Source organism: Amycolatopsis sp., assembly GCF_036008905.1.
Classification (GTDB): domain Bacteria; phylum Actinomycetota; class Actinomycetes; order Mycobacteriales; family Pseudonocardiaceae; genus Amycolatopsis.
On the sequence record NZ_DASYMU010000091.1, the window covers coordinates 55639 to 75020 of the forward strand.

18 protein-coding genes and 2 pseudogenes are annotated in these 19382 nt (G+C 68.4%); 9 read left to right on the forward strand and 11 right to left on the reverse strand.

The window, feature by feature from the left end; translation table 11 throughout:
• Nucleotides 1-60: 60 nt before the first annotated feature.
• The 3 genes from VGP60_RS17400 to VGP60_RS17410 form a co-directional block, all read right to left on the reverse strand.
• The gene (locus VGP60_RS17400; protein ID WP_327549054.1) at nucleotides 61-312 is read right to left on the reverse strand and encodes a hypothetical protein; all 252 of its coding nucleotides are present in this window, start codon (nucleotides 310-312) and stop codon (nucleotides 61-63) included.
• A 134-nt stretch (nucleotides 313-446) separates the two neighbouring features.
• On the reverse strand, nucleotides 447-1721 hold the full coding sequence (locus VGP60_RS17405) for a PucR family transcriptional regulator (protein WP_327549055.1): 1275 nt from the start codon (nucleotides 1719-1721) through the stop codon (nucleotides 447-449).
• Between the two features lie 46 nt (nucleotides 1722-1767).
• Nucleotides 1768-3021: a DUF5685 family protein gene (locus VGP60_RS17410; RefSeq protein ID WP_327549056.1), complete on the reverse strand. Its 1254-nt coding sequence runs from the start codon at nucleotides 3019-3021 to the stop codon at nucleotides 1768-1770.
• Nucleotides 3022-3079: 58 nt separating this feature from the next.
• Between VGP60_RS17410 and VGP60_RS17415 the strand changes: the two genes are divergently transcribed.
• The 6 genes and pseudogenes from VGP60_RS17415 to VGP60_RS17440 form a co-directional block, all read left to right on the forward strand.
• Complete coding sequence (locus VGP60_RS17415) at nucleotides 3080-3595, forward strand: DUF402 domain-containing protein (protein ID WP_327549057.1); 516 nt, start codon at nucleotides 3080-3082, stop codon at nucleotides 3593-3595.
• Between the two features lie 143 nt (nucleotides 3596-3738).
• Nucleotides 3739-3984, forward strand: a pseudogene (locus VGP60_RS17420) (ATP-binding cassette domain-containing protein); the annotation flags it as partial.
• A 176-nt stretch (nucleotides 3985-4160) separates the two neighbouring features.
• Nucleotides 4161-5693, forward strand: coding sequence for an ArnT family glycosyltransferase (locus VGP60_RS17425; protein WP_327549058.1), 1533 nt, complete (start codon nucleotides 4161-4163; stop codon nucleotides 5691-5693).
• Between the two features lie 3 nt (nucleotides 5694-5696).
• Entirely contained in the window at nucleotides 5697-6545 is an 849-nt protein-coding gene (locus VGP60_RS17430; protein ID WP_327549059.1) for a histidine kinase, read from the forward strand.
• Nucleotides 6546-6735: 190 nt separating this feature from the next.
• On the forward strand, nucleotides 6736-6942 hold the full coding sequence (locus tag VGP60_RS17435; protein ID WP_327549060.1) for a sensor histidine kinase: 207 nt from the start codon (nucleotides 6736-6738) through the stop codon (nucleotides 6940-6942).
• Nucleotides 6939-7384: pseudogene (locus VGP60_RS17440) on the forward strand (response regulator); the annotation flags it as partial. The gene VGP60_RS17435 and the pseudogene VGP60_RS17440, both read left to right, overlap by 4 nt.
• Nucleotides 7385-7475: 91 nt before the next feature.
• On the opposite strand, the gene coaE reads toward VGP60_RS17440, so the two are convergent.
• Nucleotides 7476-8642 carry a dephospho-CoA kinase gene (coaE, locus tag VGP60_RS17445; protein ID WP_327549061.1) on the reverse strand — a complete coding sequence of 389 codons (1167 nt, stop codon included), beginning with the start codon at nucleotides 8640-8642 and terminating at the stop codon, nucleotides 7476-7478.
• A gap of 165 nt (nucleotides 8643-8807) precedes the next feature.
• Here coaE and VGP60_RS17450 point away from each other — a divergent pair, with 165 nt between their 5' ends.
• A complete protein-coding gene (locus VGP60_RS17450; protein WP_327549062.1) occupies nucleotides 8808-9014 on the forward strand; it encodes a hypothetical protein in 207 nt (68 codons plus the stop codon).
• Here VGP60_RS17450 and VGP60_RS17455 read toward each other — a convergent pair.
• Complete coding sequence (locus tag VGP60_RS17455) at nucleotides 9011-9454, reverse strand: OsmC family protein (protein ID WP_327549063.1); 444 nt, start codon at nucleotides 9452-9454, stop codon at nucleotides 9011-9013. The genes VGP60_RS17450 and VGP60_RS17455 overlap by 4 nt on opposite strands.
• A 137-nt stretch (nucleotides 9455-9591) precedes the next feature.
• Here VGP60_RS17455 and VGP60_RS17460 point away from each other — a divergent pair, with 137 nt between their 5' ends.
• Nucleotides 9592-10221 (forward strand): TetR/AcrR family transcriptional regulator, encoded by a 630-nt coding sequence (locus tag VGP60_RS17460; protein ID WP_327549064.1) that lies wholly within the window; start codon nucleotides 9592-9594, stop codon nucleotides 10219-10221.
• Between the two features lie 112 nt (nucleotides 10222-10333).
• Here VGP60_RS17460 and rpsA read toward each other — a convergent pair whose 3' ends face one another.
• Complete coding sequence (rpsA, locus tag VGP60_RS17465; protein WP_327549065.1) at nucleotides 10334-11869, reverse strand: 30S ribosomal protein S1; 1536 nt, start codon at nucleotides 11867-11869, stop codon at nucleotides 10334-10336.
• 270 nt (nucleotides 11870-12139) lie between these two features.
• On the opposite strand from rpsA, the gene VGP60_RS17470 reads away from it, so the two are divergent.
• Entirely contained in the window at nucleotides 12140-12943 is an 804-nt protein-coding gene (locus VGP60_RS17470; protein ID WP_414640366.1) for a class I SAM-dependent methyltransferase, read from the forward strand.
• A 28-nt stretch (nucleotides 12944-12971) separates the two neighbouring features.
• Here the strand turns inward: VGP60_RS17470 and polA are convergent, their stop codons facing one another.
• The 5 genes from polA to VGP60_RS17495 all read right to left on the reverse strand — a co-directional run bounded on the left by polA (nucleotide 12972) and on the right by VGP60_RS17495 (nucleotide 19328).
• Nucleotides 12972-15686, reverse strand: a complete 2715-nt coding sequence (polA, locus tag VGP60_RS17475; protein ID WP_327549066.1) for a DNA polymerase I — start codon at nucleotides 15684-15686, stop codon at nucleotides 12972-12974.
• A gap of 62 nt (nucleotides 15687-15748) precedes the next feature.
• Nucleotides 15749-16285 carry a DUF6328 family protein gene (locus VGP60_RS17480; protein ID WP_327549067.1) on the reverse strand — a complete coding sequence of 179 codons (537 nt, stop codon included), beginning with the start codon at nucleotides 16283-16285 and terminating at the stop codon, nucleotides 15749-15751.
• A 354-nt stretch (nucleotides 16286-16639) separates the two neighbouring features.
• Nucleotides 16640-17392, reverse strand: a complete 753-nt coding sequence (locus VGP60_RS17485) for an amino acid ABC transporter ATP-binding protein (protein ID WP_327549090.1) — start codon at nucleotides 17390-17392, stop codon at nucleotides 16640-16642.
• 11 nt (nucleotides 17393-17403) lie between these two features.
• Complete coding sequence (locus tag VGP60_RS17490) at nucleotides 17404-18381, reverse strand: amino acid ABC transporter permease (protein WP_327549068.1); 978 nt, start codon at nucleotides 18379-18381, stop codon at nucleotides 17404-17406.
• Nucleotides 18382-18383: 2 nt separating this feature from the next.
• Nucleotides 18384-19328 carry an ABC transporter substrate-binding protein gene (locus VGP60_RS17495; RefSeq protein ID WP_327549069.1) on the reverse strand — a complete coding sequence of 315 codons (945 nt, stop codon included), beginning with the start codon at nucleotides 19326-19328 and terminating at the stop codon, nucleotides 18384-18386.
• Nucleotides 19329-19382 lie beyond the last annotated feature (54 nt).

The following is a 19382-nucleotide window of genomic DNA, read 5'->3' on the forward strand; positions in this document are numbered from 1 at the left end:
AGACGCCCCCACCGACAGTTTCAGGCCGGTCAGGCGTGGCTCACCCTGCCGCGGCGAGGCTCACCCTGCCGCGGCGAGAAAATCCGGAGCGGGCGCGGGCGAGCGCAGCAGACAGGTCTGGCACGGCATTCCGCACAGCCTGTCCAGCATCTCGGCCTGGCCGGGGTAAACCTCTTCGCCGCACAACGCCGTCAGGTGCCCGGGCAGAGCGCCTTCGGTCGGCACGGGGATCAGGTGGATCACGCGTCTGCTCTCGCCGACGACGCCTCGGCGCAGTCGGACGAGTGCGAGAGCCCCACCTTGTTCACCCATGGGTGAAGGTTAGGTCCGAACGGAGTAAAGCTCTTCGTGTCGGCGACCCAAGGATCTTCGACATCAGTGGTGCGAAACACCAAAAATCAGGGGTGTTTCGGCAGCGTCATCCCGTCATTTTCGTGTTTTGGGCTTCAAGACAGCACTGCGGCGCCCAGCCGGTGACAGAGGTTCAGCGCGAGTTCGACGTCGAGGCGGTTTTCGGTGATCGGCCTGACCAGGAGTTCCTGGGCCTTGCGCACGCGGTACTGCACGGAGTTCTTGTGCATGGTGAGCGCGGCGGCCGCGGCGGTATAGCTGCTGCCCGTCGCGAGGAAGACACGCAGCGTGTCGCGCAAGCGTTCGCAGTTGCTGTCGTCGGCACTCATCGCGCCGAGGGTGTCGGCGACCCAGAGCCGCGCCGCACCCAGGTCCGAGGTCATCAACGCCATCGTCCCGACCTCGCGGAAGGTCAGCGCGCGGTCGCAGTGCTCGCCGGCGGCCAGCGCGAGGGCGTGCACCCGCAGCGCCTGCTGGTGGGTGTGGCGGAACCCCTGGATACCCAGCCCCGGCTCGCCGAGGGACAGCCGGACACCCGGCTCACTGCTCGCGAGCGCCTGGTCGAGGAGTTCACTATCCGGGAACGCGGCGGACGCCAGCGGCAGCCACACCCAGGCACTCGACTCGTCCCGCGGCACGAACAGCGGACGGCCGTCGCCTTCCAGCCGCTTCCCCAGTTCGACGGCCAGCGCCTCCAGCGCGCCCAGCGCGTCACCGGCGTACGCGTCGGAGGTGTGCCACACGATCATTCCCAGGTGGACCCCGCGCATGCGGTAGCCGAGCGCGGCTTCGGTGGCCTCGACGTCCACGCCGTCGATGTCGAGCAGCGAACCGTCACTGTCCAAAAGCGCCCGTACCCTGGCCGTCCGCACCGCGCTCCGGTTGAACAGCCAGCGGTCCCGTTCCTCCTGGTAGGCCGAAACGACCTGCTGGCTCACCCTGTCGATGAAGGCGAAGGTACCCGTCAGCAGGTGGCGCATCATGGCGCCGAACAGGATCGGGTCGTCGATCTTACCGGTGGTCTCGGCGATCGCGTAGTCGAGGATCGCGGTCTGCCCGAGGTAGTAGGCACGGATCAGGTCGATGACCGGAGTGCCCCGCTGGGCCAGGCGCCGCGCGTACTCCATCGCCGCGGCGGGCGCTTCGACCCGGGTGGGATCGATGCCGTGCTGGAAGATCTGCAACCCGGTTTCGAGGTTCTGGTAGACGCTCGCGGACAGCAGGCTCACCATGCGCTCGTCGTCGTGGACGAGCTGCGGGAGCTCCTTTTCGTACAGTTTTACGAGGTCGCCCGTGAGTTCGCCCGCTTTTCCGGCGAGTCCGGCCGCGACGCTCTTGATCCGTTCCGAGACGACCGCTTCATCCAGCACGAGATCACCTTATGGGGTGACAGACCAATCGTGTATGTAAACGGGGTCAGCACCCGCAGCAATCACAGTCGCAGTCGCAGTCGCAGTCGCAGCAATCGCACCCGTCGCAGGCGGTGTCGTGTGGCTTTCCGCTCCATGGTCCGGGGAACGGGTCACGGCAGCAGAACTGGCAGCTGCAGCACATGTAGGTCGCGATGGCGCAGCCGGCGAAGAAGTTCCGTTTCCTCGCCGGGACGGCGAACTTCGGGTACCAGCAGCAGCCGCCCTTGCCGTCCAGTGACTCCGGTTTCGGCTCCTCGGGCGGCGGGCCGTCGGGTCCGGTCGCGGCCGCGGGTGGAGTGCCGGGAGGCGGGTTCGCGGACTGCGGCGCATGCGGGCCGGAACCCTGCGGAGTGGGACCGCCGCCGATCCAGCCGGGCGGATGCTCATGATTGTGATCGTGCGCGCCGGCGTGGCCGAAGGTCCGCTGGACGGCGTGCTGGAGTTCGTGCACCAGCAGCGCGTGCACCAGCTTGGCGTCGGTGAACTCCGCTTCGGCCAGCGCGAGCCGGACGCCGAGCACAGCGTCGTCGCACAGCCTTCTGGCCTGCTCCAGGTTGGTTCCGGTGGTGAGCAGCGGGTTCCACGCGCCGGCCGCTTCGTCGGCGATCCTGTCCTCGACGGCGTCCAGCAGATGTGCCGCGCGGCCGAACAACCTGCCGACCTCGGCCAGCGGGGCGACGTTCCCGGGACGGCCCGCGAGCACGGCCGTCTGTGCGAACGCGGCGGAGGTGGCCAGCTCGGTCGGTTCGGTGGCCAGCAGCGCCGAGTCACCGAAGCCGAGGGCGCGTTCCACCTCGGCCTGCCTGTCGACGGCCTCGGTCAGCACCGCGGTGTCGAAGCCGATCCGCGCGCCCGTCCGGCCGCCCTGGTTGGCCCAGCGTGAGGCGACCCGACGCGCGGCGAGCGCGACCGGAGCCCGGCGGAACGCGCCGTCGCCGTCCTCGACGTGGTCGCTCATCTTCGCCGAAGCGAGGACCAGTGACACCGCGGCGGCCAGCTGCGCGCCCGAACCGATCGCGACCGAGGTCCCGCGCATCGCCCGCAACGGGCACGGACCGGCGTCACGCCTGCCGGCGCCCCGCGGCGTCTGGGCCTCGACGAGCGCGGAGATCACGAGCCCGTCGTAGTTGGTGACCATGCGCGCGAACTGGCCGTGCTCGTCCCGCAGCGCCAGGCAAAGCCCGCACAGATGAGCCATCCAATCGGCGTGCAACCGGGCGGAAAGCCGATGCCGGCACGGCCTGATGATCCCGAACATGGCGGCACCATAACCGCCGCCCGCGCGCGGAATGTCACGTTCGAGGCAAGATGACCCCATGTCTGACCTGCATCCCCCCAAGATCGAGACATTTGACACCAAATCGGGCACCAACACCGATCCGAAGGGAATCGTGCGGGAGGTCGAGGAATACCGGGTAGAGCCGTTCGGCCTGTACCTCGCCCGTCCCACCCCCGGCCGGACACAGTTCCACTACCTGGAGTCCTGGCTGCTGCCGGACCTCGGGTTGCGGATCACCGACTTCTGGTTCCAGCCTGGCCACGAACGGAACCAGGACTTCTACGTCGACATCGTCAAGGCACATCGCGACGGCGAGATCTGGACGGCCACCGATCTCTACCTCGACATCGTGCTGCGGGAGAAGATCGGGCTGGAAGTGATCGACAGTGACGAACTGCTTGAGGCGTCAGCACGTGGGCTGTTGTCCACGGAGGACTGCCTGCGGGCACTGGAAACCACCTACGCCACTGTGGACGGACTCGCGAAGCACGACTACGACCTCGGAGCCTGGCTCACGACGCACGAGATCGTGCTGACCTGGCGCCGCCACTGACATCAACCGATCGGCTGATCCGACGGCGATGAACGGCGGAGGCGGAGTGTGGCCGCCGGGACGATCCGGAGACACCCCGCTCCGCGCGACTCTTGAGGCGGACAGGCGAACAGGCCTGTCGGCGATCAAGAGGAGACTTCGCCATGGCGGTCATCGAAGTGCAGGGGCTGCGCAAACGGTATGGGGACAAGATCGCCGTCGAGGACGTGTCGTTCAGTGTCGAGCGTGGGGAGATCTTCGGGATCCTCGGGCCGAACGGCGCCGGGAAGACCACGACGGTCGAGTGCCTGGAAGGCTTGCGGAAGCCCGACCACGGCACGCTTTCGGTGCTGGGACTGGATCCTCACCGGGAAACCGCGGAACTGCGGCAGCGGCTCGGGGTCCAGCTGCCATCAGGTTTGCGTGGCTGGGTTTTGGTTTGGGACTTCGCCATCTGTCGACAGGTGGCGGTCTCTCGGGAACTAAAAGATCACGAGATGTCGACATCTTGTCGGGTGTGGCGGGGGTCACGTGGGGGTGATGGGTGGAGGGGGTGGGCGAGGTGGCGTCCGTAGGGTTTGGGGTGATGAAGGTTCAGGGAGATAGGAAGACGGACTGCGAGGAGACCAGCCGGCGCGAGGTGCCGGTGTTTGCTCGGGGTCCGGTGGTGGCGCTGGCGGCGGCGACCGGGGTGCTGTTGCTGCTGGTGTCGGGGCGATACGGGTACTTCGGGGACGAGCTCTACTTTTTGGCGGCGGGCAAGCATTTGGCGTGGGGGTACGCCGATCAGCCGCCGGTGTTGCCGGTGCTGGCGTGGTTGATGGACTCGATCGCGCCGGGGTCGTTGACGGTGTTTCGGATTCCGGCGGTGCTGGCGACGGCGGCCGGGGTGGTGTTTACCGGGTTGATCGCCCGGGAGATAGGTGGCGCGCGGCGGGCACAGGTGCTGGCGGCGGGGGCGTTCGCGATTTGCGGGCAGTTTTTGGGGACCGGGCACTACTTGGCCACGTCCACTGTCGACCCGGTCTTGTGGACGGCGTTGCTGTGGTTGCTGGTTCGGTGGATGCGGACGCGCGACGACAATTTGCTGGTGTGGATCGGGGTCGTCACCGCGGTCACGCTCAACGTGAAGTTCCTGATCGGTGGCTTCTGGTTGGTCGCGGGCGCGTGCGCGCTGGTTTTCGGGCCGCGCGAATTGCTGCGGCGGCCGAAGCTGTGGATCGGGGTGGCGATCGCGGTCGTGGCGTGTGTGCCGACGTTGCTGTGGCAGGCGGCCAACGGATGGCCTCAGCTCGGGATGGGCGAGGCGATTTCGAAGGAGGTTTCCGGCGATCTCGGCGGCCGTCTCGGGTTCGTGCCGGGTGCGCTGGCCGGGGCCGGGTACGTGATCGGCGCGCTGGGGCTGCTGTTCGGGTTGACGTGCCTGCTGTTCCGGAGCGAGTTGCGGCCGTATCGCTTCCTCGGCTGGACGACTGTGGGACTTACGATAGTTTTCATCATCGCCAACGGGCGGTTCTACTACATCTCCGGCATGTTCCCGATCTGCTGGGCGGCGGCCGCGGTGTTCATCGAGGCGCGCCGACCGGCCCTGTGGTGGCGCTGGGTGCCGACCTGGCCGGTGTACGTCCTGTCCTTCCTGTTCGCGCTCCCGCACGCGCTGCCGCTTTGGCCGGTCGGCTGGGTCGCGGAGCACAAGGCACCGCATCCGGCCTACGCGGCGGAAGAAATCGGGTGGCCAAAGCTCGCCGACTCGGTCGCCGACGCCCATCGCGCGCTGCCGCCGGAGGTTCGCGACCGGACCACGATCGTCACCACCGGGTACTGGCAGGCGGGCGCGCTCAGCCGGTACGGACCGGAGCGCGGGCTCCCGGAGGCGTTCAGCGCCAGCCGCGGGTTCTGGTACTTCGGGCAGCCCGCGGACACCGCGGAGAACGTGCTTTTCGTCGGTTACGAGCCACAGCGTTTGGCGTCGCATTTCTCCGACGCGCGTATCGTGGCGCGCATCGACAATCACCTGGGCGTGCTGAACTCCAGCCAGAACATGCCGATCTGGCTCGTCAGCGGGCGGACCGAGCCGTGGTCGGAGATCTGGCCCCAACTGCGTGACCTGAAGGCCTGACCCATGCCCGGGCTTCAGTGGTCTTCCTCGCTGTGGCCCCAGGCCGCCACCCGGCCCGACACCTCGATGTGGCGGCCGATGTCGGCACTGATCGAGCGGCTCCTGCCCTACGCGTTGCTCGCGGTAGCCACCCTGCTCAGCTTCCGGGCCGACACCCTGCCACTGGCCGGGATCGCCGCGGTGTGGCTGCTCGCCACCTTCACCTTCCGGCCGAAACGCTTGCGGGACAACCCCTTCCTGGCCCTGGTTTCCTTCGTGGGCCTGCTGCTGATCGCGTCGCTCCTGATGTTGCGGGACCCGCTGTACCTGGTCTTCATGATCACCGCGTTCTTCCACGCGCTGCACCTGCGACCGGTGCCGCTCGCGCTCTTCGGGCTGGCGACGGCGTCGCTTCTCCTCAACACCCTGCCCATCGGCGGCCCGGCGAAGGCGTTCTCGGAAAACGGCGGGCTCTACGCGATCATCATCCTCATCCAGACGGCCGCGATCGGTGGCGGTTCGATCCTGGCGGCGAAGGTGTCCCGGCAGAACGAGGCTCGACGTCAGGCGCTGGAAGAACTCGCGGCGGCGCACGAGGAGAACGCCGGGCTGCACCGGCAGTTGCTGGCGCAGGCCCGGGAGGCGGGCATCCTCGACGAGCGGCAGCGGCTCAGCCAGGAAATCCACGACACGCTGGCGCAGGGTTTCACCGGGATCATCACCCAGCTGGAAGCCGCCGAGCAGGCCGGGGAAGACACCGCCGAACGGCGACGGCACATGGCCACGGCGTCCGCGCTGGCCAGGGAAACCTCGCGGAGGCACGGCGTTCCGTCCGCGCCTTGCAGCCTGAACAGCTGGACTCGGCGAAGCTGACGGACGCGCTGGGCGAGGTCGCCCGGCGCTGGAGCGAGCGGACCGGGGTCGCCGTCGAGTTCACCACCACCGGCAACACCCGCGAGCTGTATCCCGAGATCGAGGCGACGCTGCTCCGGGTCACCCAAGAAGCGCTCACCAACGTCGAAAACACGCCGTCGCCGGGCGCGCGGGGGTCACACTGTCCTATATGGAAGGTCAGGTCACCTTGGACGTGCGCGACGACGGCGCGGGCTTCGACCCGGAAACCCTGCCCGCCACCGGGGAAGCGACCGGTTTCGGCCTGCCGGGGATGCGGCACCGCATCCAGCGGCTCGCCGGGACGCTGAACATCGAGTCCGAGCCGGGTGGCGGCACTGCCGTGTCCGCGAACGTGCCCGCGGGAGTCGCGCCATGACGATCAAGCTGCTGATCGCCGACGATCACCCGATCGTGCGCGACGGGCTCCGCGGGATCTTCACCGGCGAAGAGGGTTTCGAGGTGGTCGGCGAGGCCGCCAACGGGCAGGAAGCTGTGGCGTTGGCCGAAAAACTGCGGCCCGACGTCGTGTTGATGGATCTCCGTATGCCGGGCTCCGACGGCGTCGGAGCGATCACGGAACTGGCCGCGCTGAAGAACCCCGCTCGGTGCTCGTGCTCACGACGTACGACACCGATTCGGATGTCCTCCCGGCGATCGAAGCGGGCGCCACGGGGTATCTGCTGAAGGACTCTCCCCGCGAAGAGCTCTTCCGCGCGGTCCGCGCCACCGCCCGCGGCGAGGCCGTGCTCTCCCCCGCGGTGGCCAGCCGGATCATGGGCCAGATGCGCGCGTCGGCCAAGGAACCGTTGAGCCGCCGAGGCCTCCTCGGCGGCTCATACCCCGCGAGATGCCGACATCTCGTGATCTCTTACGAACTAAGAGACCGCCATCTGTCGACAGCTGGCGAAGCTAGCGGTGCCAGGCTTCAGCCCGCCGGAAGGCGCCGTTGATCCACTCCTGCTTCTCGTCGGTGTACGCCTCGGTCGTGCCGTCACCGGCGTGGGCGTCGGCCAGCCGCAGCTTGAGCTCGCCGTACGCGTCGCGCTCGTCGGGGTGGGCGCGCATCCAGTCGCGGAACAGCAGTGCCAGCCGCGCGGCGCCGGTCTCCTCCGAGCGGACGTGCAGGTTGACCGGGCGTGCCGGGTCCGCGCCGAAGTGGAACCGCTTGGGCCACGTCGCCTCGCCGTCCTGCGGGTCGTCCTCCCAATCGCCGGTCGCCCGCGGGAAACCGGCGTCGGACAGCGCGTCCGCCACGGCGTCCGCGTCTGCCAAGGTGGACACGGACAGTTGCAGGTCGAGGATGTCCTTGGCCGGCAGCCCGGGCACCGACGTCGAGCCGATGTGATCGACCCGGACGGCCCGCTCCCCCGCGGCGAGCTTGATCCGGGCGATCGCGCGCTCCGCCTTCGCGGGCCAGGTCTCGTCGTAGGGCACGACCTTGGGGGACATCGGCGGGCGCGGGCGGCGCAGGCGGATGTTGGCCTCGAAGGTCAGCAGCCTGTCCGCCCACAGCGCGTCGACGTCGGCGAGCACGATGTCCTGGGAGCCGCTGTTGTCGAGCCACACGTCCGCGGCGGCGCGGCGCTGTTCGTCGGTGGCCTGCAGGGCGATCCGCGACTTCGCGTCGGCCTCGGTCATGCCGCGGGTGTCGACGAGCCGCCGGAGCCGGACCTCTTCGGGCGCGCCCACCACGATGACCAGGTGATACATCGGCGCCAGCCCGCCCTCGACCAGCAGCGGGATGTCGTGCACGACGACGGCGTCCGGCGCGGCGGCCGACATCAGTTCGCCCGTGCGGGCGCCGATGCGGGGATGCAGGATCGCGTTGAGTTTGCGGCGCGACTCGTCGTCGACGAACGCCTTCGCCGCGAGCGCTCCCCTGTCGAGCGCGCCGTCGGCGGTGAGGACGTCGTCCCCGAACGCGGCGGCGATCTCGGCCAGGCCTTCCGTGCCCGGTTCGACCACCTCACGGGCGATCTTGTCCGAGTCGATCAGCACCGCTCCGTGCTCGGCCAGCCGCCGCGCGACCGTCGATTTGCCCGCGCCGATTCCACCTGTCAGCCCCACTCGCAACATGCCCCGACCCTAGTTGGCCTGCGTCTTGTGCACATCGCGAGGCCCGGCGCAAGATCACGCTCCACGTGACGCAACCGATATTGGTGACACGCCGACCAATTGCCACGCTTTGTGGAAAGTTTTGCGTACCGTCCCCGCGAAGAGGGTCGCCCACACGGAGGAACGATGGCAAAGCACGTCGGGAGGCACCGGCTCGGCACGCCGGGGCTGGCGCACTGTGTCCTTCATCGTTCCGTTTCGACGGCACTCGAGGACTACCGGCGCACCTGGCTTTCCGCGTTGCTCGTCCCGGCCAAGCACAGCCTGGCCGGTCTCCGCCGCCGCGCGCTGCTCGCCGCGACAGAACGAGCTTGGGTCCCCGCGGTCGGTTAGACCGCGTTCGTGCGGACGACGATCTCCGAGGTCAGCGTCCGATGCACCGGGCACCGGTCCGCGATGTCCATCAGCTTCGCGCGCTGCTCGTCGTCGAGGTCGCCGTCCAGGTGGATGTCCCGGGTGATCTGGCTGAGCAAGCCCTTCTCCGTCTCACAGTCCGCACAGTCCTGCGCGTGGATCCGGTCGTGCCGCAGCCGGACGGTCGTCCGCTCGAGCGGGATCCCCTTGCGGTCGGCGTACATCCGCACGGTCATCGCGGTGCAGGTGCCGAGCGCGGACAACAACAGGTCGTACGGATTCGGCCCGGCGTCGCCGCCGCCGACCGAAGTGGGTTCGTCGGCCAGGAAAACGTGCTCCCCGGCGGTGATTCGCTGCGTGTACTTGCCGGTGCCCGCGTCGGTGACGATCACTGTGCCCGGCTGGTTTTCGATGCTCACATTGATCAGCTAACACCGCATGGCTGGAATACCAGCGGCAACACGTTCCCAATACGGGCTAAATATCGTATCTTCTGCAGCAGAACGGGGTAGCTGTATGTCGACGCGGTCGGCGCCCGGTGAGGGGGTATCGGCGGATGGCAACCCGGCACGGGACGGTCAGACCGGCTCAGCAGCACCTCAAGGAGCGTTTTCTCGACGCGGCGTTGAGGGTTTTGGTGGACGACGGCGTCACCGGACTCACCGTCCGTAGCGTCGCCGAAGCGGCCGGGGCGTCGACGATCGCTGTCTACACGCGATTCGGCGGCCGCTCCGGGCTGCTGGATACCTTGTACGAACGCACTTTCGACCTGCTCCGCGAAACACTCGTGGCACTACCGCCATTGTCGAGCGACTGCGAAGGCGACATCCTCGCGTTCGCGATGACCTACCGGCGGTTCGCGCTGGAAAGCCCGGCCCGGTACGCGCTGATGTTCGAGCGGCCGGTCACCGACTTCAGCCCGGACCCGTCGCTGCGCGTCGCCGTCCTGGAACGAATCTTCGCGTTGCTGGTGAAACGGGTCGAACGCGCCAGCCCGCCCGGCGCCGACGACGTCAAGCTCAGCTATCTGTTGTGGACGGCCATGCACGGCTTGGTGAGCAACGAACTCACCCAGCAGGCCCGCGGCCCGATCCCCGGCTGGTTCCTCCGCCCCACCGAGGACGCCAACGAACCCGTTTACCTCGAAGGCGTTTCGGCGATGATCGCCGGCCTCAACCTCAGGTAAACCCTCAACCCTCGGGGAAGATGTCGACACTTTCCCGGGCAGGACAACACAAAGCGGCCCCGGTCCGAAGTGGACCGGGGCCGCTTTGGTGCTAGTCGGTCAAGCGTACTGCTTACGCGCCACCGGACAGCTTCTCGCGGAGCGCCGCGAGCTGCTCGTCGCTGGCGAGCGAGCCGCCGGCCTTGCCCGAGTCGGCGGGAGCGGAGGTGTAGGTCTGCTCGCCACCGTCGCTGCTGGAGGAGCTCGAAGTGCTGCTCGAGCTGACACCGGTGGCGGCCTCGACGGCTGCCTCCGCGTCGGCCTCGGCGGCCTTGGCGACCTGCTTCATGTGCGCCTCGTAGCGGACGTGAGCCTCAGCGTACTGACGCTCCCACTCCTCACGCTGCGTGTCGAAGCCTTCCTGCCACTCCTGCGTGTCCGGGTCGAAGCCTTCGGGGTAGATGTAGTTACCCTCGGCGTCGTACTCGGCGGCCATCCCGTACTGGGTCGGGTCGAACTCGGCGTCCGGCGTGAGACCCTCGTTGGCCTGCTTGAGGGACAGCGAGATCCGGCGACGCTCGAGGTCGATGTCGATGACCTTGACCATGACGTCCCCGTTGACCTGGACGACCTGCTCCGGGATCTCGACGTGGCGCTCGGCCAGCTCCGAGATGTGCACCAGGCCCTCGATGCCCTCTTCGACGCGCACGAACGCACCGAACGGGACGAGCTTGGTGACCTTGCCCGGGACGATCTGACCGATCGCGTGGGTCCGGGCGAACTGACGCCACGGGTCTTCCTGGGTGGCCTTCAGCGACAGCGAGACACGCTCGCGGTCCATGTCGACGTCGAGCACCTCGACGGTGACTTCCTGGCCGACCTCGACAACCTCGGACGGGTGGTCGATGTGCTTCCAGGAGAGCTCGGAGACGTGCACGAGGCCGTCCACGCCACCCAGGTCCACGAAGGCACCGAAGTTGACGATGGAGGACACGACGCCCTTGCGGACCTGGCCCTTCTGCAGCTTGTTGAGGAACTCGGTGCGAACCTCGGACTGGGTCTGCTCGAGCCAGGCACGGCGGGACAGGACCACGTTGTTGCGATTCTTGTCCAGCTCGATGATCTTGGCTTCGAGCTCCCGGCCGACGTACGGCTGCAGATCGCGCACGCGCCGCATCTCGACCAGCGAGGCGGGCAGGAAGCCGCGCAGCCCGATGTCGAGGATCAGGCCGCCCTTGACGACCTCGATGACGGAGCCGCGAACGACGCCGTCCTCTTCCTTGATCTTCTCGATGGTGCCCCACGCACGCTCGTACTGCGCGCGCTTCTTCGAGAGGATCAGGCGGCCTTCTTTGTCCTCCTTGGTGAGGACGAGGGCTTCGATGTGGTCACCGACCGACACCACTTCCGCGGGGTCCACGTCATGCTTGATCGACAACTCGCGCGAGGGGATGACACCCTCGGTCTTGTAGCCGATGTCGAGCAGGACCTCGTCCCGATCGACCTTGACGACGGTGCCTTCGACAATGTCGCCGTCGTTGAAGTACTTGATGGTCTCGTCGATCGCGGCGAGGAAGGCCTCCTCCGTGCCAAGGTCGTCGACGGTGACCTTGCTGCCGCTGGTGGTAGCGGCGGGTGCGCTCGAGGTGGCCTCGATGCTGCTCGTCATGTGGGTTGTTGCTCCGGTCGGATGGGTGTCAGGCGGTGACCTGTGGTGCTCTCGAGGACCCGTCGCCGAGGACGGCCCGCCACACAGAGTAAGGAAGGCCGGGTTGTATTGGCGACTAGCGGGTCTGCTCCCTGCCGAGACACGCGGCCCACGAGTGCATCGAACAGCCTACCGTGCGCAATACCACATGGTCCAACGGTCCCCCGCACCCGCCGACAGAATGTGCTTGATCTTTTTGCTCGACCGCGCAATCACGTACTGTGGTCGGCCGTGAGCGATGCGGGTGTGACGCGGCGACCGGTGACCTCCGGCGAGAATCGTAGGGCCAGTCGTGGCTGGTGGGACGCTGATGCGGACGCCTACCAGGCCGAACATGGTGGATTTCTGGGCGAGGTCGACTTCGTCTGGTGCCCCGAGGGCCTACGCGAAGCCGACGCGCGCATGCTGGGCGACGTCGCCGGCCGACGGGTACTCGAGATCGGATGCGGCGCGGCGGCGTCCGCGCGGTGGCTGGCGACACAGGGCGCTGAGGTCGTGGCCGCCGACCTGTCCGGGGGCATGTTGCGGCACGCGCGCGACGCCGCCGAAAGATCAGGGGTACGGGTACCGCTGGTGCAGTGCGACGCCCTGGCCCTCCCGTTCGGCGCGGAGTGCTTTGACACCGTATGTACGGCTTTCGGCGCGGTACCGTTCGTCGACGACTCGGCGCGGTTGATGCGCGAGGTGTTCCGCGTGCTGCGACCCGGCGGGCGGTGGGTCTTCTCTGTGACCCATCCCATGCGTTGGATCTTCCTGGACGACCCGGGCGAAGGCGGACTGGTCGCGGTCCACTCGTACTTCGACCGCACCCCCTACGTGGAGTACGACGAGACCGGCGCGGCGACGTACGTGGAGCACCATCGCACGCTGGGCGACCGGATCCGCGAACTGGTCGCGGCCGGGTTCGTGTTGAACGACCTGATCGAGCCGGAGTGGCGGGAGGGGCACAAGCAGATCTGGGGCCAGTGGAGCCCGCTGCGGGGCCGGATCTTCCCCGGTACGGCGATCTTCGTCGCCGGGAAGCCGGCCCGTTAGGGTCCCTCCAGACGCCGGGCGGCCGGTTTCAGTGCTCGGCCTCGTCCCAGTCGCGGCCGACCCCGACCGAGACCTCCAGCGGCACGTCCAGCGGATAGGCCGCGCCCATCTGCGTGCGGACCAGCTCTTCGAGTTCCTCGCGCTCCCCCGGCGCGACCTCGAACACCAGCTCGTCGTGGACCTGCAGCAGCATCCGCGACCGCAGGCCCGACTTGCGCAGCGCGGCGTCGACGCGCAGCATCGCGACCTTGATGATGTCGGCGGCCGACCCCTGGATGGGCGCGTTGAGCGCCATCCGCTCGGCCATCTCCCGCCGCTGGCGGTTGTCGCTGTTGAGGTCGGGCAGGTAACGCCGCCGGCCCAGCACGGTCTCGGTGTATCCGTCGCGGCGGGCCTGGTCGACGACGGCGTGCAGGTAGTCGCGTACCCCGCCGAAGCGTTCGAAGTACTCGTCCATGAGCACGCTCGCCTCGGCCGGGCTGATGCCGAGCTGCTGGGACAGGCCGTAGGGCGACAGCCCGTACGCCAACCCGTAGTTCATCGCCTTGATCTTGCGACGCTGGTCGGGCACGACCTGGTCGATCGGCACCGCGAACACCGACGAGGCGGTCGCGGCGTGGAAGTCGAATCCCGAGTTGAACGCGTCGATCAGGGCCTGGTCCTTGGACAGGTGCGCCATGATCCGCATCTCGATCTGGCTGTAGTCGGCGGACAACAACGTTTCGAACGCGGCGCCATCCGACGACGGGCCCACGACGAACGCCCGCCGGATCCGCCGCCCCTCCTGGGTGCGGACGGGGATGTTTTGGAGGTTGGGGTCGGTACTCGACAGCCGACCGGTCGCCGCGACCGTCTGGTTGAACGTCGTGTGGATGCGCCCGTCCTCGCTGACCGACTTGAGCAGGCCGTCCACGGTCGACTTCAGCCTGGCGACGTCCCGGTGGCGCAGCAGGTGCTCCAGCAGCGGGTGCTGGGTCTGCGCGAAGAGCCACTGCAGCGCGTCGGCGTCCGTCGTGTACCCGGTCTTGATCTTCTTGGTCTTGGGCAGCCCGAGCTCGTTGAAGAGGATCTCCTGCAACTGCTTGGGCGAGCCCAGGTTGAACTCCCGGCCGACCACCTCGTAGGCCGCGTGCGCCGCCGCCTTGACCCCGGCGGCGAAGTGGGACTCCAACTCCGACAGGTAATCCGTGTCGGCCGCGATGCCGGCCTGCTCCATCCGGGCCAGGATCTCCGACAGCGGCAGCTCGACCTCGGCGAGGAGTCGCTGGTTGTGCTCGCCGCCGCGGACCGGGTCCGCGGCGATCGCGTCGGCCAGGTCGAGCGTGGCGCGCGCCCGCAACATCAGACTGCGCTCGGCCTCGCCGTCGTCGCCGAGCCCGTCGAGGGTGAGCTGGCCGTCGTCGGGCTGCTCGACCCGCAGCTCGCGCTGCAGGTAGCGCAGCGCCAGGTCGGTCAGGTCGTAGGAGCGCTGGTCGGGCTTGGCGAGGTAGGCCGCCAGGGCGGTGTCGGTCGTCACACCCTGAAGCTCCCAGCCGTGTGCCGCGAACGCGAGCAGCGCCGGTTTGACGTCGTGCAGCACCTTCGGCCGCTCCGGGTCGGCCAGCCACAGCGCCACCGCCGGCTCGTCGGTGGCGTCGAGTCGGGCCGGATCGAACCAGGCGGCCGGCCCGCCGCCGGTCGCGAGGGCCACCCCGGTCAGCTCGCCCGTGCCCCGCCCGAACGTACCGGAGACCGCGACGCCGATCGGGGCGCCGACGCCGGCGTGCTCCTCCAGCCACGCCCTCACCGAGCCGGGCTCCAGGACCGTGCCGGCCAGGTCGAAGCCCGCCTCCGCCTCCGGCGCGACGGCTTCGAGGTACTGGTAGAGCCGGTCACGGAGGATGCGGAACTCCAGCGTGTCGAACAGCCGGTGCACCGCCTCGCGGTCCCACCCCTGCCAGTGCAGGTCGTCGGGCCCCTGCGGCAGCTCCAGGTCGTCGACGAGCCTGTTGAGCTCGTAGTTGCGCATCACGTCGGCCAGGTTGGCGCGCAGGCTCTCCCCCGCCTTGCCCTTGATCTGGTCGACGTTCTCGATGAGGCCCTCGAGTCCGCCGTACTGCGCGATCCACTTCGCGGCGGTCTTCGGACCGACCCCCGGAACGCCGATCAGGTTGTCGCTGGTCTCGCCGACGAGGGCGGCCAGGTCGCGGTAGCAGTCGGGGCCGACGCCGTACCGCTCGGTGACCTTCTCGGCGGTCATCCGGTCCATCTCGGAGACGCCCCGCTTGAGGTAGAGCACCGTGATGGCGTCGTCGACGAGCTGGAACGCGTCCCGGTCACCGGTGACCACCCCGACCTGCATGCCGGCGTCGCGGGCCTGGCGGGCAAGGGTGGCGATCACGTCGTCGGCCTCGTAGCCGGGCTTTTCCACGTAACGGATGCCCAGCGCGTCGAGAACCTCGCGGATCAGGCTCATCTGCGCGGTGAAGGTGTCCGGGGTCTTGGCCCGGCCAGCCTTGTAGTCGGCGTACTGCTCGGTGCGGAACGACTGCCGCGAGACGTCGAACGCGACCCCGATGTGGGTCGGCTTCTCGTCCCGCAGCATGTTGATCAGCATTGAGGTGAAGCCGAACACCGCGTTGGTCGTCTGGCCCGTCTTGGTGGCGAAGTTCTCCACCGGCAGGGCGTGGAACGCCCGGTACGCCAGGGAGTGGCCATCCAGCAGGAGCAGCCGCGGTGCGGTGTCAGCCGACGAAGGTGTCACGCCCTGCGACTCTAGTCCGCACCCCCGACAGGGGATGGGATCGGCACGGCCTTACGGGGGCGTCATGGGCGGCGCGAACCGCTGACGGCGCCCCCGGCACTGCGCCCGGCGAGCTTCCGTCGCTGCAACAGTGGCTGCACGTACCAGATCACGAGCAGCCACAGCCCGATCGCCCCGGCGACCACGCCGGCCATCCCGGTCCCCACCACCACGTCGAAGACCAGGTACACCGCGCCGACCACCGAGATCAGCAGAAATGTCAGACCCGCCAGCGCCAGTCGGCTCGCCTCGTCGACAAGCTCGGGCTTGCGCCGGCGCCGAAACAGGATGCGGTGGTGGCTGACCGGAGCGATGAGGCACGAGGTGGCCAGCGCGGTGGCGATCAGCGTGGCCAGGTACACGCCCCGCTGCTGCACACTGATCTTCGGGAAACCCTGCGTGAAGGGCAGGGTGAGCAGGAACGCGAACAGGATCTGTACCCCGGTCTGCGCGACCCGCAGCTCCTGGAGCAGCTCGTTGAAGTTGCGGTCGGCCCGTTCCGTGGTTGTCTCCTGACGGCCGTCAACCGTCGCGTCGCCCCCGGCGTTGTCTTCCGCCACGGTCGCTACCTCCCGCCGACAGCCAAGACGCTGATCGTCATTGATTGCCCCGACAGGTTTGGACCAAAACCCCGACGGCCGTAATGCCACACCGCCGACGGCACCGTCGGCGGGACCTCCCCTACCTTGGTCCCGCCGACGGCGGCTCGATGGGCGCCCGCGCGGCGTCGGCGCCACCGTTGCCGCGGGCCGCACGGGTCGAGGGTACGGGGGCGTCCCGGGGTCAGCGGTACCCCCGGGAGTACCGCTGTGGCGGACGCACGGGCCTGTCGCAGCGACCTTCGGTGGGCGGATCCCGTCAAGCGGGTGGGCCGAGGTTTGATTCCTCACAACGGCGCCGGAAGGCCACCACGGTCAGAGGACCTTGTTCAGGAACGACTGGGTTCGCTGGTGCCGCGGATTGGCGATCACGTCGCGCGGCGCGCCGGATTCGACCACGACACCGTCGTCCATGAAGATCAGCGAGTCGCCGACCTCCCGGGCGAACCCGATCTCGTGGGTGACGACGACCATCGTCATGCCGTCGCGGGCCAGGTCCTTCATGACGTCGAGCACCTCGCCCACCAACTCCGGGTCGAGCGCGCTGGTCGGCTCGTCGAACAGCATCAGCTTGGGCCGCATCGCGAGCGCCCGGGCGATCGCCACCCGCTGCTGCTGACCTCCGGAGCACTGCTCCGGGTACGTGTCGGTCTTGGCGGTGAGCCCCACCCGGTCGAGCAGTTGCACGGCGCGCTCGCGGACCTGCGCCTTCGGCTCGCGGCGGACCCGCAGCGGCGCCTCCATCACGTTCTCCAGCACGGTCAGGTGCGGGAACAGGTTGAACCGCTGGAAGACCATGCCGATCGACCGGCGCTGGGCGGCCACCTCCCGCTCGCGCATCTCGTACAGCTTGCCGCCGCGTTCCCGGTACCCGATCAGGTCGCCGTCCACCCAGATCCGGCCGGCGTTGACCTTCTCCAGGTGGTTGATGCAGCGCAGGAACGTGGACTTGCCCGATCCGGAGGGTCCGATCACGCAGCACACCTCGCCCTGGCGGACCTGCAGGTCGATGCCCTTGAGCACCTCCAGACGGCCGAAGGACTTGTGCACGTTCTCGGCCCGAACCATCGGCTGGTCGGTCACGTCGCCACCCCGCCTCCGCCGCCGCCCTGCTCGGCAGCAAGCCCTCGCAGTTTCAGCCTCGCCCGGGTCTGCTGGCCGTACCCGCGGGAGAAGTGCCGCTCGATGAAGTACTGGCCGACCAGCAGCAGACTGGTCAGCGCGAGGTACCAGATGCAGGCGGCCACGTACATCGGGAACGGGTCGAACACCCGCTTGCCGACCGCGTCCAACTGGAAGAACAGCTCGTAGATCACCGGTACATTGATCAGCAGAGCGGTGTCCTTGAGCATCGCGATCGTCTCGTTGCCCGTCGGCGGGACGATCACGCGCATGGCCTGCGGTAGGACGATACGGCGCAGGGTCTGGCCGCGGCCGAGACCAAGTGCTTCGGCCGCCTCGCCCTGGCCGGGGTCGACCGACTGGATCCCGGCACGCACGATCTCGGCCATGTAGCCCGCCTCGGACAACGCCAGGGCCAGCAGACCGGCCAGGAAGCCGGAGAGGAGGTCCCGCGAGTTCATGCCGCCGATGCGCAGGTGAAGCGCGGAGATCCCGAACAGCGAGCCCAGTTGGGTATCGAAGGGAACGCCCAACTCCAGCCGGCTCCACAGGATGCCGAGGTTGCCGAACAGCAGCAGCAGTACCACGCGCGGCACCGCCCGGAAAAACCACGTGTAGAGCCAGGAGACCGACCGCAGGACCGGGTTGTCGGACAGTCGCATGACCGCGATGACGGCGCCGAGCGTCACGCCGAGCAGCATCGCGCAGATCGTCATCGCCAGCGTCCCGCGCAGCATGCCGTCGATGACCGGTGGGTTGAACATGTTGTCGAACATGAACGACCACTTGAACGACTTGTTCGTCAGCAGCACGTGGATGAACATGGCCGCCAGCACCGCGAGGACGGCGATCGATACCCAGCGGCCCGGGTGCCGCACGGGCACGGCCCTGATCGGTTCAGGCCGTGCCCGCACGTCGGTGATGTCTGTTGCCATGATCAGGAGCTGGCGCTGGCGCTGGCGCCGGGGGTCGCGCCGCCGAGGCTGGGGTTCAGCTCCGGGGTGGAGAGGGCGCCCGCCTCGACGCCCCACTTCTCCAGGGCCTTCTTGTACGTGCCGTCGGCGATGATCGCCTTGAGCGCGTCACGGACCGCCTCGGCGAAGGCCGTCTGGTCCTTCTTGATGACGTACCCGTACGGCGCCGAATCGTAGATCTTGCCGAGCGTCTCCAACTGGCCGTTGGTCTGCTTCACGGCGTACGCGATCACCGGCGAGTCGGCCAGCATGGCGTCGTCCTTGCCGCTGACCACGGCAGCCGTCGCGTCGCTCTGGGCCGGGTACGGGTCGATCGTGATCGCCGTCCTGCCCGCGTCGGTGCACTTCTTCGAGCGCGCGGTGATGTCGTCGACCTGGACGGTGTCCTTCTGGACCGCGACCTTCTTGCCGCAGGCCTCGTCGGGCTTGATGCCGCCAGGGTTGCCCTTCTTGGTCAGCCAGTGGGTGCCGGCCGAGTAGTAGGTGACCATGTTCGCCCTGGCCAGCCGCTCGGGATTGACCGTGAACGACGACACGCCGATCTCGTACTTACCCGAGTCGGCGACGCCGGGGATGATGTCACCGAACGTGGCGGTCCGGAACTCCGCCTTGAGGCCCAGCTTCGCCGCGACGGCGTTGAACACGTCGACGTCGAAGCCCTCGGCCGTCTTGCCGTCGGGGCCGAGGAATTCGCTCGGCGCGTACGTCGTGTCGCTGCCGACGAGGATCTTGCCGTCGGCCTTGATCGCGGCGGGCACCCTGTCCGCCAGCGCCTGGTCCACGGTCGTGTTCGGTGCGTTGCCCGGGCCGGTGCCGCTCTTGCCGGCGCATGCCGCCATCGACAGCGTGACGGCGGCGGCAGCCGCGAGTGTCAGGGCTAGGCCCTTACCGCGGGTGGGGAGAAACATCGTTGGAAACCCTCCTGTACTGATGTGACTCGCTCGGGCAGCGCCGACCCGACC